This window comes from Chimaeribacter californicus, from assembly GCF_002858675.1.
In the GTDB taxonomy this organism is placed as follows: domain Bacteria; phylum Pseudomonadota; class Gammaproteobacteria; order Enterobacterales; family Enterobacteriaceae; genus Chimaeribacter; species Chimaeribacter californicus.
Map to the genome: position 1 here is coordinate 71,003 of NZ_PJZF01000022.1, position 13,915 is coordinate 84,917.

10 protein-coding genes are annotated in these 13,915 nt (G+C 57.7%); 2 read left to right on the forward strand and 8 right to left on the reverse strand.

Annotation, left to right across the window (positions count from 1 at the left end):
- Positions 1 to 172: 172 nt before the first annotated feature.
- Positions 173 to 1,789, forward strand: a complete 1,617-nt coding sequence (locus CYR55_RS23640) for a phosphatidylinositol-specific phospholipase C domain-containing protein (protein ID WP_165699634.1) — start codon at positions 173 to 175, stop codon at positions 1,787 to 1,789.
- 151 nt (positions 1,790 to 1,940) lie between these two features.
- On the opposite strand, the gene sucD is transcribed toward CYR55_RS23640, so the two are convergent.
- The 8 genes from sucD to sdhC form a co-directional block, all read right to left on the reverse strand.
- Positions 1,941 to 2,813 (reverse strand): succinate--CoA ligase subunit alpha, encoded by an 873-nt coding sequence (gene sucD, locus CYR55_RS19680; protein ID WP_101818046.1) that lies wholly within the window; start codon positions 2,811 to 2,813, stop codon positions 1,941 to 1,943.
- The gene (sucC, locus tag CYR55_RS19685) at positions 2,813 to 3,979 is read right to left on the reverse strand and encodes an ADP-forming succinate--CoA ligase subunit beta (RefSeq protein ID WP_072926211.1); all 1,167 of its coding nucleotides are present in this window, start codon (positions 3,977 to 3,979) and stop codon (positions 2,813 to 2,815) included. Before sucC ends, sucD begins: the two co-directional genes overlap by 1 nt.
- A gap of 132 nt (positions 3,980 to 4,111) precedes the next feature.
- A complete protein-coding gene (gene odhB, locus CYR55_RS19690) occupies positions 4,112 to 5,341 on the reverse strand; it encodes a 2-oxoglutarate dehydrogenase complex dihydrolipoyllysine-residue succinyltransferase (protein ID WP_101818047.1) in 1,230 nt (409 codons plus the stop codon).
- A 16-nt stretch (positions 5,342 to 5,357) separates the two neighbouring features.
- Positions 5,358 to 8,165, reverse strand: a complete 2,808-nt coding sequence (sucA, locus tag CYR55_RS19695) for a 2-oxoglutarate dehydrogenase E1 component (protein WP_101818048.1) — start codon at positions 8,163 to 8,165, stop codon at positions 5,358 to 5,360.
- A gap of 252 nt (positions 8,166 to 8,417) precedes the next feature.
- Entirely contained in the window at positions 8,418 to 9,134 is a 717-nt protein-coding gene (locus CYR55_RS19700) for a succinate dehydrogenase iron-sulfur subunit (protein ID WP_101818049.1), read from the reverse strand.
- 28 nt (positions 9,135 to 9,162) lie between these two features.
- A complete protein-coding gene (gene sdhA / locus CYR55_RS19705; protein WP_101818050.1) occupies positions 9,163 to 10,929 on the reverse strand; it encodes a succinate dehydrogenase flavoprotein subunit in 1,767 nt (588 codons plus the stop codon).
- Positions 10,930 to 11,277 carry a succinate dehydrogenase membrane anchor subunit gene (gene sdhD, locus CYR55_RS19710; protein WP_101818051.1) on the reverse strand — a complete coding sequence of 116 codons (348 nt, stop codon included), beginning with the start codon at positions 11,275 to 11,277 and terminating at the stop codon, positions 10,930 to 10,932.
- The gene (gene sdhC / locus CYR55_RS19715; RefSeq protein WP_101818052.1) at positions 11,271 to 11,648 is read right to left on the reverse strand and encodes a succinate dehydrogenase cytochrome b556 subunit; all 378 of its coding nucleotides are present in this window, start codon (positions 11,646 to 11,648) and stop codon (positions 11,271 to 11,273) included. Before sdhC ends, sdhD begins: the two co-directional genes overlap by 7 nt.
- 766 nt (positions 11,649 to 12,414) lie before the next feature.
- On the opposite strand from sdhC, the gene CYR55_RS19720 reads away from it, so the two are divergent.
- A complete protein-coding gene (locus tag CYR55_RS19720) occupies positions 12,415 to 13,698 on the forward strand; it encodes a citrate synthase (protein ID WP_101818053.1) in 1,284 nt (427 codons plus the stop codon).
- Positions 13,699 to 13,915: the final 217 nt, after the last annotated feature.

The following is a 13,915-nucleotide window of genomic DNA, read 5'->3' on the forward strand; positions in this document are numbered from 1 at the left end:
CCCTCACCTATAAAAAGAATAAATAGTTCAGGGGATATTTCCCGATTATCACGCAGGAAATACCCCAGACCTGGGTATTTTCCGGCTATTTATTGACGCTATTACGGTGGGCTTTTAGAATCGCGCCCCTTTATATTTCCCTGTCCCCCGTTAATGGAAGGTATAACGTTTCATGAATAAATTTACATTATTGGCTATTCCGCTGTTGGCCATGCTTTGCGGAACAGCGCAGGCGCATAAGGATGACGGCTATAGCCATGACACGAATTATATGGACTATTCCCGCACCCGCTGGATGAGTGATATTGATGACAGCACGCCGCTGGGCCGGTTAAGTATTCCCGGCACCCATGATTCCGGCTCCCGGTATGGCGGGGCCGCCATCGCTAACCAGGTGATGACCATCAGCCAGCAGCTGAATGCCGGCATCCGCTACCTGGACATCCGCGTGCGCCACATCGATAACCACTTTGCCATCCACCACGGCCCGGTTTATCAGCATCTGAATTTTGATGATGTGCTCTCACAAACCGCGGCGTTCCTTGCGGCTAACCCCACCGAAATCGTATTTATGCGGATTAAAGAGGAGCATAAACCGACTGATAATACCCGCACGATAAATGAAACCCTGGATGAATATTTACAAAAATACAGCAAGGCATTTAAATTCCCCCGCAGCATTACGTGGAATAAACCGCTGACGCTGGGGGAGATGCGCGGGAAAATCGTGGTAATTTATGACGGGTTGTCCGGGAATGCGCAAGGGTATAACTTTGGTAATATCCCTAAGCAAGATGATTACCATATGAAAACCAACTGGTCTCAGTACAGTAAATGGGAAAAGATAAAGGAGTTTATTAACGCCGCTAATACGAATGGTGACATAACCCTTAACCACCTGAGCGGCTCCGGCGGTTCCTTCCCCTATTTTGTCGCCAGCGGCCACTCCAGTGCCGACACCTCAGCGGGCCGTCTCGCCACCGGCCTGACCACGCCGGGCTGGAAACATCGTTACCCCGATTTCCCCCGCGTCTCCTGTTTTATCGGTATTTGTACTATTGCGTTTGAAGGTACCAATACGTTAACAAAAAATTATCTTAATAATAACGATAATATCACCGACACGGGGATTATTGCCGCAGACTTCCCCGGCAAAGGCTTAATTCAGTCGGTTATCCAGAAAAATAATTTTGTTAAACAGCAATTGAAGCTGAAATCCACCGGCCAGTGCGCGGCGGCAGAAGGTGACAAAGCCAATAAACAAGGGGCCAACGCGATCGTTGAGAAATGCGGCCAACCCGTGCCGGATAAGCAATTCCTCCGCCTGGAGAATGATCAGCTGATGCTGGGCGACAAATGCCTGGATGTCAAAGACCATAGCAACCGTGATAATGCCCCGGTCATCTTCTGGGCATGCAACCAGGGCAACAATCAGAAATGGAGCGGCGATCGTGGCCGGTTGCGCAGCTGGTTGCCCGGCACCCAGCGTTGCCTGACCCTGGGTAACGATAAACGCAGCCTGATTCTGCGCAGTTGTTACGCCCCAGGCGCTGACCAGATTTTTTCACTGGTGAAAAGTAATAGCCCGGTGGCCACCACCTCCGGCCAGAATGACGATGACACCCCTGTCATGCCAACGTTTACTGATGCGCCTGAAGAGATCATCAGCGCTGCCCAGTCGATCCCATACAATTATTTGTCGATAATTCATGGGGTGCCAGAGCAGGTTCAGCCGGCCCCGGTTAAACCGACAACCTTCAAACCTACTACCAGCGGCGTTAAGTTCTGACGCCCTGATGTGATCGCTCATGCCCCCGCATCAGGGGCATATCCCCTCCCCCCTATTTTGCCCATAAAAAAAGGCCACCTTGCGGTGGCCAACATGTCGAGATAACGGATGATATCGCTTTTTTTATATCACTGTTTATCGCCGCAGGCGATTAATTCGGTAACAGAGATTTCACGGCTTCGCCGATGTCTGCCAGGCTGCGTACCGTTTTCACGCCTGCTGCTTCCAGCGCCGCGAATTTGTCATCTGCTGTGCCTTTGCCGCCGGCAATGATCGCACCGGCATGGCCCATGCGTTTGCCTTTCGGCGCGGTCACACCGGCGATGTAACCCACGACCGGCTTGGTCACGTGCTCTTTAATGTACGCCGCCGCTTCTTCTTCCGCGTTACCGCCGATTTCACCGATCATTACAATCACTTCGGTCTGCGGGTCTTCCTGGAACAGCTTCAGGATGTCGATGAAGTTAGAGCCTGGGATCGGGTCACCGCCGATACCGACGCAGCTTGACTGGCCGAAACCGTAATCCGTGGTCTGTTTAACCGCTTCATAGGTCAGGGTACCGGAACGGGAGACGATGCCCACTTTGCCCGGTTTGTGGATGTGGCCCGGCATAATGCCGATTTTGCACTCGCCCGGGGTAATCACACCCGGGCAGTTCGGGCCGATCATGCGCGCATCAGTCTGCTCCAGCTTGGCTTTCACCACCAGCATGTCCAGCGTCGGGATGCCTTCGGTGATGCAGATGATCAGCTTAATACCGGCATCCAGCGCTTCCAGAATAGAGTCTTTGCAGAACGGGGCCGGCACGTAGATAACAGACGCGGTCGCGCCGGTTTGCTCTACCGCTTCACGCACGGTGTTGAACACCGGCAGGCCGAGGTGCTCGGTGCCGCCTTTGCCCGGCGTCACGCCGCCGACCATTTTGGTTCCGTAGGCGATCGCCTGTTCGGAGTGGAACGTGCCCTGGCTGCCGGTGAAGCCCTGGCAGATCACTTTGGTCTCTTTATTGATTAAAATGGACATTATTTCCCCTCCACTGCCGCAACAACGCGCTGCGCCGCATCCGTCAGGCTGGTCGCTGCAATAATATTCAGGCCGCTGTCTGCCAGTTTCTGGGCACCCAGCTCGGCATTGTTCCCTTCCAGACGCACCACCACCGGCACGCTGACACCCACTTCAGAGACCGCGCCGATGATGCCGTCAGCAATCAGGTCGCAGCGCACGATGCCGCCGAAGATATTGACGAACACCGCTTTCACTTTCTCGTCAGAGAGGATGATTTTGAACGCTTCGGTCACGCGCTCTTTGGTCGCGCCGCCGCCCACGTCGAGGAAGTTGGCCGGGTCACCGCCGTGCAGTTTCACGATGTCCATGGTGCCCATCGCCAGACCGGCGCCGTTCACCATACAGCCGATGTTGCCGTCCAGTGCCACGTAGTTCAGTTCCCACTGCGCCGCGTGCGCTTCACGCGCATCTTCCTGGCTCGGGTCCTGCATTTCACGCAGTTCCGGCTGGCGGAACAGGGCATTGCCGTCCGCGCCCAGTTTGCCGTCGAGGCAGATCAGGTCACCCTGCTTGGTGATCACCAGCGGGTTGATCTCAATCAGCGCCAGATCGCGTTCCAGGAAGATGTTCGCCAGGCCCATAAAGATCTTGGTGAACTGCTGAACCTGTTTACCGGTCAGGCCGAGTTTGAACGCCAGTTCGCGCCCCTGGTACGGCTGCGGGCCGGTCAGCGGGTCGAGCGCCATTTTGTGGATCAGGTGCGGGGTCTCTTCCGCCACTTTCTCAATTTCCACGCCGCCTTCGGTAGACGCCATGAACACCACGCGACGGGAGCTGCGGTCAACCACCGCACCCAGGTACAGCTCTTTCTCGATGTCGGTTGCCGCTTCCACCAGGATCTGGTGAACCGGCTGGCCGTTGGCATCCGTCTGGTAGGTCACCAGCTTTTTGCCCAGCCACTGTTCAGCGAAAGCGCGGATCTCTTCCTTGCTTTTCACGACTTTAACGCCGCCCGCTTTACCGCGGCCGCCGGCATGTACCTGGCACTTCACCACCCACGGGCCGGCCCCAATTTTGGAGGCCGCTTCTTCCGCTTCACGCGGGGTCGTGCAGGCATAACCGGTCGGCGCAGGCAGGCCATACCGTGCAAAAAGTTGTTTTGCCTGATACTCGTGTAAGTTCATGATGTTCTATCCATTCAGGTCTGAAAGACTCAGCCGCCCCACCGCCCGCCGCGAAACGTGTTCCGCGTAACGGGGCATCCGGCACGGCCATGTGTACGTTATCGGGCGCCGCGCACGGCACCCGGCAATGGCTTAGACGTCCAGCAGCAGGCGGGACGGATCTTCCAGCATCTCTTTGATCGTCACCAGGAAGCCCACGGACTCGCGGCCGTCGATCAGGCGGTGATCGTAAGAGAGCGCCAGGTACATCATCGGCAGAATCACCACCTGGCCATTGACCGCCATCGGGCGATCCTTAATGGCGTGCATACCCAGGATGGCGCTTTGCGGTGGGTTGATAATCGGCGTAGACATCAGAGACCCGAAGACCCCGCCGTTGGTGATGGTGAAGTTACCGCCGGTCAGCTCTTCCACTTTCAGCTTGCCGTCACGGCCTTTCACCGCCAGCTCTTTGATGCTCTTTTCGATGTCAGCCATACCCAGCGTATCCACATCACGCAGTACCGGCGTAACCAGGCCGCGCGGCGTGGAGACGGCAATGCTGATGTCGAAATAGTTGTGGTACACCACATCTTCACCGTCGATCGAGGCGTTCACTTCCGGGAAGCGTTTCAGCGCTTCCACCACCGCTTTCAGGTAGAAGGACATGAAGCCCAGGCGCACGCCGTGACGTTTCTCAAACGACTCGCCGTACTGCTTGCGCAGATCCATGATCGGCTTCATGTTGATTTCGTTGAAGGTCGTCAGCATGGCGGTGCTGTTTTTCGCTTCCAGCAGACGCTCGGCCACGCGTTTGCGCAGGCGGGTCATCGGGACGCGTTTTTCACTGCGGCCGGCCAGTGCCGGGGCCGGTGTTGCAGCCGGGGCGCTTTCCGGGGCTTTGGCTGCCGGCTGCTCCGTGCGGCCTTTCGCCAGGAATTGCTCAACGTCTTCACGCGTCAGGCGGCCACCGACACCGCTGCCTTTGATGGCAGCTGCGTCGAGGTTATGCTCGGCGATCAGGCGGCGGATGGCCGGGCTGAGGGCGTCGTTGCTCTCCTCTTCCAGGCTGGCCGTCTGGCGCTGGGCCGGGGTTGATTCCTTGCTCTGGCTTTTCGCTTCGCTCGGCTTGCCGCTGCTGTCGCCCGGGCGCAGGCGCGCCAGGATCTGACGCGAGGTCACGGTGGCGCCTTCATCTTCCAGTACGCTGTCCAGAATGCCCGCCTCAGAGGCCGGCACTTCCAGCACCACTTTATCGGTTTCGATTTCTACCAGCACTTCATCACGCGCTACGGTATCACCCGGTTTTTTGTGCCAGGTGGCCACGGTGGCATCCGCGACCGATTCAGGGAGGTCAGGAACCAGAATATCTACGCTACTCATTATCTATCCTTATGTATTAATCAACGTTCAGCGCGTCATTAACCAGATCTTGTTGCTGCTTCTGGTGAACGGACATATAGCCCACTGCCGGCGAAGCAGAAGCCGCACGCCCGGCGTAACGTAAAGAAGCCCCGAAAGGAATCACTTCACGGAAGTTGTGCTGGCTGCAGTACCAGGCACCCTGGTTCAGCGGCTCTTCCTGGCACCAGACAAAGTCATGTACATGGGCATACTGCGCCAGTACTGCCTGCACTGCCTGGTGCGGGAACGGATAAAGCTGCTCAATGCGGATAATCGCCACATTGGTCTGCTCATTTTTGCGGCGCTGTTCCAGCAGGTCGTAGTAGACCTTCCCGGAGCACATCACCACACGTTTAACCTGTTTCGGGTCGAGCGCGTCCACTTCACCCATCGCCGGCTCAAACGTGCCGTTCGCCAGATCATCCAGGCTGGAGATGGCAAGCGGATGACGCAGCAGCGATTTCGGTGACATCACGATCAGCGGGCGGCGCATGCCGCGCAGCGCCTGACGGCGAAGCATGTGGTACACCTGCGCCGGGGTCGACGGCACGCACACCTGCATATTCTGCTCAGCGCAGAGTTGCAGATAGCGCTCGAGGCGGGCGGAGGAGTGCTCCGGGCCCTGCCCTTCGTAGCCGTGCGGCAGCAGCATCACCAGCCCGCACATCCGGCCCCATTTCTGCTCGCCGGAGCTGATGAACTGGTCAATCACTACCTGCGCGCCGTTGGCGAAGTCACCGAACTGCGCTTCCCAGATGGTCAGGGTGCGCGGTTCCGCGGTAGCGTAGCCATATTCAAACGCCAGCACCGCCTCTTCTGACAGCACGGAGTCCCAGACGCGGAACTCGCCCTGGCTGTTATGGATGTTGGCCAGCGGCACATACACGGCACCATTCTTCTGGTTATGGATCACCGCATGGCGGTGGAAGAAGGTACCGCGCCCGCTGTCCTCACCGGAAATACGCACCGGCACGCCCTCATCCACCAGCGTGGCGTAGGCCAGGTTCTCTGCACCGCCCCAGTCAAAGGCTTTGTTGCCTTCGGCCATCTCTTTGCGGTCGTTGTAGATCTTGGCAACGCGTGACTGCACTTCAATCCCTTCCGGGATGGTGCTGATGCGGCGGGCCAGCTCCTGCAGGCGCTTCATCTCAACGGTGCTCGGGTAGGGTTCATCCCACTCGTGGTTGAGGTACGGCGACCAGGTAAAGGAGTGCATGTTCATCGGACGCCACTCTTCTACCACGCAATCGCCGCGATCCAGCGCGTCACGGTAGAGGTTGATCATTTCCGTGGCATCTTCCAGGCTGGCGACGTGGGTTTCGCTCAGGCGGTCAGCGTAGAGTTTGCGCGGCGTCGGGTGTTTTTTGATCTTGGCGTACATCAGCGGCTGGGTCGCACTCGGCTCATCCGCTTCGTTATGGCCGTGGCGGCGGTAGCACACCAGGTCGATCATCACGTCACGCTTGAAGGTGTTACGGAAATCCAACGCCAGGCGGGTCACAAAGGCCACCGCTTCCGGGTCATCCGCATTCACGTGGAAAATCGGTGACTGCACCATTTTCGCGATGTCGGTACAGTACTGGGTGGAGCGCGCATCCTGTGGGTTGGACGTCGTGAAGCCCACCTGGTTGTTGATCACGATGCGTACCGTGCCGCCCACTTCGTAGCCGCGGGCCTGCGACATGTTCAGGGTTTCCTGCACCACGCCCTGCCCGGTGATCGCCGCGTCACCGTGGATGGTGATCGGCAGTACCATGTTGCTGCGGGCCTCGTCGAGGCGGTCGCGGCGGGCGCGCACGGAGCCCATCACCACCGGGCTGACAATCTCCAGGTGCGACGGGTTGAAGGCCAGGGCCAGGTGCACCATGCCGCCTTCGGTTTCCACGTCGGAGGAGAAGCCCATGTGGTACTTCACGTCACCGGTGCCGAGGTGCTCTTTGTGCTTGCCGGCGAACTCGTCAAACAGCTCTTCGGTTTTTTTGCCCAGCACGTTAATCAGCACGTTCAGGCGGCCGCGGTGCGCCATGCCCAGCACCACTTCACGGGTGCCGTTTTTGCCCGCATGGCGGATCATCTCTTTGAGCATCGGCACCAGCGCGTCGCCGCCTTCCAGCGAGAAGCGTTTCGCCCCCGGGAATTTTGCGCCCAGGTAGCGTTCCAGCCCTTCGGCCGCCGTCAGCTCCTGCAGGAAGCGTTTTTTCTCTTCATTGCTGAAGGAGGCGCGGCCCACCGCGGATTCGATGCGCTGCTGGATCCAGCGTTTCTCTTCCGTGTTGGTGATGTGCATATATTCGGCGCCGATCGAGCCGCAGTAGGTCTGTTTCAGCGCCTGATACAGCTCACTGAGCTGCATGGTGTCTTTGCCGATGGCAAACGACCCGACGTTGAAGGTTTCCTGGAAGTCCGCATCGGTCAGGTTGTGGTAAGCCGGGTCAAGATCCGGCACCTCTTCCTGTTTCCACAGGCCAAGGGGATCGAGATTCGCTTGCTGATGCCCGCGGAAGCGGAAGGCGTTGATCAGCTGCAACACTTTCACCTGTTTGGCGTCGGTGTCGGGATCGTTGATCGCCGTGGAGTACCGGGACGCATCCTTCGCCAGACGGCGGAAGTAATCCCGGGTTTTTGAGTGGAGCTGATCGGGTTTCACACCCGCGGTGGGTAGCTGTTGGAAAATAGAACGCCAGCTATCTTCTACGGAGCCCGGATCGGTTAAGAAGTCTTCATAGAGCTGCTCTATGTAAGACTGGTTCGCGCCCGCCAGATAGGAGGAATCCAGCCAGGCCTTCATTGCGCCGTTCTGCATCATGATCCCTTAAGCTTTGTAGCTTTAGTTTTCGCCGTGGTTAACATACATCGTTGTGCCGTATAACGGTGTGCCGAATTACAGTTCATGCGGTACGGGCAGAGAGGCCCGTAAAGGAACCTTTGAAAGCGGTCTTGCGGTGGCCTGGGCGGCCGCTTTCAACGGTTTCCTGTGGCGATCGTGCGATCGCGTACTCTCTTACTTATTACAGTAAAACAGGCCGGGAACCCGCAGGCTCCCGGCGTCGCGGCATTATGCGCCGCGTTGTAACAGCATAGACTTGATATGCCCGATTGCCTTGGTCGGGTTCAGCCCTTTCGGACAAACGCTGACGCAGTTCATGATGCTGTGGCAACGGAACACGCTGAAGGCGTCGTCCAGGTCGTCCAGCCGCGCCTGGGTTTCGGTGTCGCGGCTGTCGATCAGGAAACGGTACGCCGCCAGCAGGCCGGCCGGGCCCACGAACTTGTCCGGGTTCCACCAGAACGACGGGCACGAGGTCGAGCAGCAGGCGCACAGGATGCACTCATAGAGGCCGTCCAGTTTTTCCCGCTCTTCCGGCATCTGAAGGTACTCACGCGCCGGCGGATTTTGCCCATCATTCAACAGGTAAGGCTTAATTCTCTCATACTGCTTATAGAATTGCCCCATGTCCACGACCAGATCGCGGATCACCGGCAGGCCCGGCAACGGGCGGATGACAATTTTCTTGTTGCCGTTGCGCAGCGCGGAGATGGGCGTGATACAGGCCAGCCCGTTTTTGCCGTTCATGTTGAGTCCGTCAGAGCCGCAGACCCCCTCACGGCAGGAGCGGCGGAACGTCAGGGACGGGTCCTGCTCCTTGAGTTGGATCAGCGCATCCAGCAGCATCATGTCGCGGCCCTCTTCAGCCTCGAGCACATACTCTTTCATGTGGGGCGCGGCATCGACGTCCGGGTTGTAGCGGTAAATCGAAAATTCAAGTTTCATTTCTGGCTCCTGCGCAACATGCCGCTGACTAGTAAGTACGCGCTTTCGGCGGGAAGGCCGGGCGCAGCGTCGGCTGCATGTTCACTTGACGACGGGTCATGCTTTCGGTTTGCGGTTCATACAGCGTATGGCACAACCAGTTCTCATCATCACGGTCCGGGAAGTCGAAGCGGCTGTGCGCGCCGCGGCTCTCGGTACGGAAGTTGGCGGACACGGCGGTGGAGAACGCAGTCTCCATCAGGTTATCCAGCTCCAGGCACTCAATGCGCTGGGTGTTGAATTCGCTGGAGGTATCGTCGAGGCGCGCATTTTTCAGCCGCTCGCGGATGCCGCGCAACTCTTCCAGCCCTTTCGCCATCGCGTCACCTTCGCGGAACACCGAGAAGTTGTTCTGCATACAGGCCTGAAGCGCCTTGCGGATCTCTACCGGGTCTTCGCCGGAGCGGGTGCCGTTCCAGCGGTTGAGGCGCTCAAGGGAAGCCTCGATGTCAGAGTTGCTGGCGTCGCGCAGCGTGCCCTGCTCCATCAGCGACTCCTGTAAGTGCATCCCGGCCGCGCGGCCAAACACCACCAGGTCGAGCAGCGAGTTGCCGCCCAGGCGGTTGGCCCCGTGTACCGACACGCAGGCGATTTCGCCCACTGCGAACAGCCCCGGGATCACCTCATCCTCACCTTTGGCATTCAGGCGCAGCGCCTGGCCGGTGACTTTGGTCGGGATGCCGCCCATCATGTAGTGGCAGGTCGGGATCACCGGAATCGGCTCTTTCACCGGGTCAACGTGGGCGAAGGTGCGGGAGAGCTCCAGGATGCCCGGCAGGCGGGATTCCAGCACATCTTTGCCGAGGTGGTCGAGCTTCAGCTTGGCGTGCGGGCCCCACGGGCCGTCACAGCCGCGGCCTTCGCGGATTTCGATCATGATGGAACGCGCCACCACGTCACGGCCGGCCAGATCTTTGGCATTCGGCGCGTAACGCTCCATAAAGCGTTCGCCATCTTTATTCAGCAGGTAACCGCCTTCGCCGCGGCACCCTTCAGTGACCAGCACCCCGGCCCCGGCGATGCCGGTCGGGTGGAACTGCCACATTTCCATATCCTGCACCGGCACCCCGGCGCGCAGCGCCATGCCGACGCCGTCACCGGTATTGATGTGGGCGTTGGTGGTGGACTGGTAGATACGGCCCGCGCCGCCGGTGGCCAGCACCGTGGCTTTGGCCTTGAAGTAGACCACTTCACCGGTTTCGATGCAGATGGCGGTACAGCCCAGCACGTCGCCGTCCTGGTTTTTCACCAGATCCAGCGCATACCATTCGGAGAAAATGGTGGTACCGTTTTTCAGGTTCTGCTGGTACAGGGTGTGCAGCAGCGCATGGCCGGTACGGTCAGCGGCCGCGGCGGTACGCGCCGCCTGCTCACCGCCGAAATTCTTGGACTGGCCGCCGAACGGGCGCTGGTAGACGCGGCCGTCCTCCAGGCGCGAGAACGGCAGGCCCATGTGCTCCAGCTCCAGGATCGCTTCCGGGCCGGTTTTGCACATATATTCAATGGCGTCCTGGTCCCCGATGTAGTCGGAGCCTTTTACCGTGTCGTACATGTGCCATTCCCAGTTGTCCTCATGGCTGTTGCCCAGCGCGACGGTGATGCCGCCCTGTGCAGAGACCGTATGGGAGCGGGTTGGGAAGACTTTAGACACCAGGGCGCAGGAGAGGCCCATTTGCGAAATTTGCAGCGCGGCGCGCATACCGGCACCGCCGGCACCCACCACCACTGCATCAAAAGTTCTGACTGGCAGATTCATTTACACTCCCCACACCACGATAGATCCATAAATTAAGTAAGCCAGCAGCGCCACGACGACGGCAAAATGCACCACCAGACGGTAGGCGAAGGGCTTCATATAGTCCGTTAATACCTGCCACATGCCGATCCAGGCGTGAACCAGGATCGAAAACAGCGCCAGCAGGGTGAATACTTTCGTGACCGGGGAGGCGAAGAAATCATGCCAGACGGCAAAGGTAATCGGGGGGGCGATGAGCACGAAGCCCACCAGATAGATGATATACAGGGTGATAATGATGGCCGAGGCACGCAGCAGAAGCCAGTCGTGCACGCCGTTGCGCCCTAATGCTGAGACATTGCTTACCATACCAAAACTCCAGCCAGAATTGACAGCACGACGGTCAGCCCTATCGCCACGTAGGCTGAGCGGGTACCGGCGGCCAAACTCTCTTCAATCATGCCAAAATCCATTAACAAATGGCGGATGCCACCGCAAATGTGATAGGCAAGCGCAGTCAGAATTCCCCAAAATATGAATTTAACGAACCCGCTATTCATAATGGCCGCTGCATGCATAAACCCTTCCTCAGAGGAGAGGGAGATGCCCAGAAGCCAGAGGAGGATACCGACCGCAACGAAGGTAATTACGCCAGAGACTCGGTGTAAAATTGACGCTATCGCAGTTACAGGGAACCGGATCGTTTGCAGATCCAGGTTGACAGGTCTTTGTTTTTTCACGGATTAGCCCACACAGCTCTTATTATTTTCCTTCCTCCGGCCTGAGTGGGATCAGACAGCGTTAAGAGCCTTGGCCCTTCACGTCACGCGCTCAAACATCAACATCCACTGTGCTTAAACGGCGCGGTCTTATTAACGCTGGGTGCTCCTACTTCAGGGTGTTCCGGAGACCTGGCCGCAGTATAGGTCGTTCACATTCTCATTACAATTGCCACACAAACCCTTTGGTCACATTTCCCCAAAACAGTGATCTAAGCCACAAATTTCACAAAAGATACAAAATTAATTATCTAGTTTGACAATAGATCAACATTTCCATTACAAATAGGCATGCCCTCTCCCCTACGGCTTCAGGCTTCTCAGATCGGCACTTCCCTGGGAGCATAAGTTATGCAAAAGTGTACTTTGCAAAAAACGAGTGTACTTTGCGAAAAATCGTTCGTTATGTGAAAAACCTGTAGCGGCTGACCTCTTAACCGGGGCCGGCCCTGTGTCGTAAAGCGATGCCGTAGGGTGATGAACCCGGTTACCCAAGATCTACTGAGTCGTTAACAACCCGGAACGCAGCTTGTCCGCCCTTTACTGGTCTGCAACAGAAGGCTGGCGCCCAGAGGGGGTTGCACCTCATACACTGCACGTCGTGAACGCTGTACCCTCCCTGCTTACAGCTGCTCATGCGTCCGTTGCGGCACGTGCCCGGCATCCGCCGGCAGTGACAGCCCGGTTGTGACAGATTTTAATAATAAGGCGCTAAGGAGACAGTAAAATGGCTGATAAGAAAGCGACACTGACCCTGGAAGGCAGTGACCCGATTGAACTGGATGTGCTGTCCGGCACGCTCGGTCAGGAGGAGATTGACATCCGCAAGCTGGGTTCCCAGGGGCTGTTCACCTTCGATCCCGGTTTCACCTCTACCGCATCCTGCGAATCCAAAATCACCTACATCGACGGCGATCAGGGTGTGTTGCTGCACCGCGGCTTCCCGATTGACCAGCTGGCGCAAGAGTCCAACTATCTGGAAGTGAGCTATATCCTGCTGTATGGCGAAGCGCCGACCAAAGCGCAGTTTGAGGAATTCCGTACCAACGTGACGCGCCATACCATGGTGCATGAGCAGATCACCCGCCTGTTCCACGGCTTCCGCCGTGACTCGCACCCGATGGCGGTGCTGTGCGGCGTGACCGGTGCGCTGGCCGCGTTCTACCACGACTCAATTGACGTGGAAAATGAGCGCCACCGTGAGATTGCGGCCTTCCGCCTGCTGTCGAAAATGCCGACCGTGGCCGCGATGTGCTACAAATACTCCATCGGCCAGCCGTTTGTATACCCGCGTAATGACCTCTCCTACGCCGGTAACTTCCTGCACATGATGTTCGCTACCCCGTGCGAAGAGTACAAGGTGAACCCGGTGCTGGAACGCGCCATGGACCGCATCCTGATCCTGCATGCTGACCATGAGCAGAACGCTTCTACCTCTACCGTGCGTACCGCCGGCTCCAGCGGCGCGAACCCGTTTGCCTGTATCGCGGCGGGCATCGCCTCGCTATGGGGACCGGCCCACGGCGGCGCGAACGAAGCCTGCCTGAAGATGCTGGAAGAGATCAACACCGTGGACCACATCCCGGAATTCGTGCGCCGTGCGAAAGACAAAAATGACTCGTTCCGCCTGATGGGCTTCGGTCACCGCGTCTACAAAAACTACGACCCGCGTGCCACCGTGATGCGTGAAACCTGCCACGAAGTGCTCAACGAGCTGAACATGAAAGACGACCTGCTGGAAGTCGCCATGGAGCTGGAGCACATCGCGCTGAACGACCCATACTTCATCGAGCGTAAACTCTACCCGAATGTCGATTTCTACTCCGGCATCATCCTGAAAGCGATGAAAATCCCGTCGTCGATGTTTACCGTGATCTTCGCGATGGCGCGTACCGTCGGCTGGATTGCGCACTGGAATGAAATGCACCAGGACGGCATTAAAATTGCCCGTCCGCGCCAGCTCTACACCGGTTACGATCAGCGCGACTTCGCAAGCCAGCTGAAAAAATAACCGCAGGATCCGGCCCACGACCCCAACCGGGATGCCCACGCATCCCGGTTTTTTTTGCCTCGCCCACAGCGTCATTCTATTATTTCCAGGCCGATTTACCCCCTGCATTATATTTATTGTGAATATATTTTATTTATTCACGAAATCCATATTTCCCTTAATCATTTCGTATTCAATGCGTAAGCCTGACGTATTTTAAGAAAATAAGAAAATTGTT

Excerpts from the sequence above, each read along its gene's own strand:
- CYR55_RS23640 (WP_165699634.1), top strand. The coding sequence starts at position 173 with ATGAATAAATTTACATTATTGGCTATTCCGCTGTTGGCCATGCTTTGC.
- sucD (WP_101818046.1), bottom strand. The coding sequence starts at position 2,813 with ATGTCCATTTTAATCAATAAAGAGACCAAAGTGATCTGCCAGGGCTTC.
- sucC (WP_072926211.1), bottom strand. The coding sequence starts at position 3,979 with ATGAACTTACACGAGTATCAGGCAAAACAACTTTTTGCACGGTATGGC.
- odhB (WP_101818047.1), bottom strand. The coding sequence starts at position 5,341 with ATGAGTAGCGTAGATATTCTGGTTCCTGACCTCCCTGAATCGGTCGCG.
- sucA (WP_101818048.1), bottom strand. The coding sequence starts at position 8,165 with ATGCAGAACGGCGCAATGAAGGCCTGGCTGGATTCCTCCTATCTGGCG.
- CYR55_RS19700 (WP_101818049.1), bottom strand. The coding sequence starts at position 9,134 with ATGAAACTTGAATTTTCGATTTACCGCTACAACCCGGACGTCGATGCC.
- sdhA (WP_101818050.1), bottom strand. The coding sequence starts at position 10,929 with ATGAATCTGCCAGTCAGAACTTTTGATGCAGTGGTGGTGGGTGCCGGC.
- sdhD (WP_101818051.1), bottom strand. The coding sequence starts at position 11,277 with ATGGTAAGCAATGTCTCAGCATTAGGGCGCAACGGCGTGCACGACTGG.
- CYR55_RS19720 (WP_101818053.1), top strand. The coding sequence starts at position 12,415 with ATGGCTGATAAGAAAGCGACACTGACCCTGGAAGGCAGTGACCCGATT.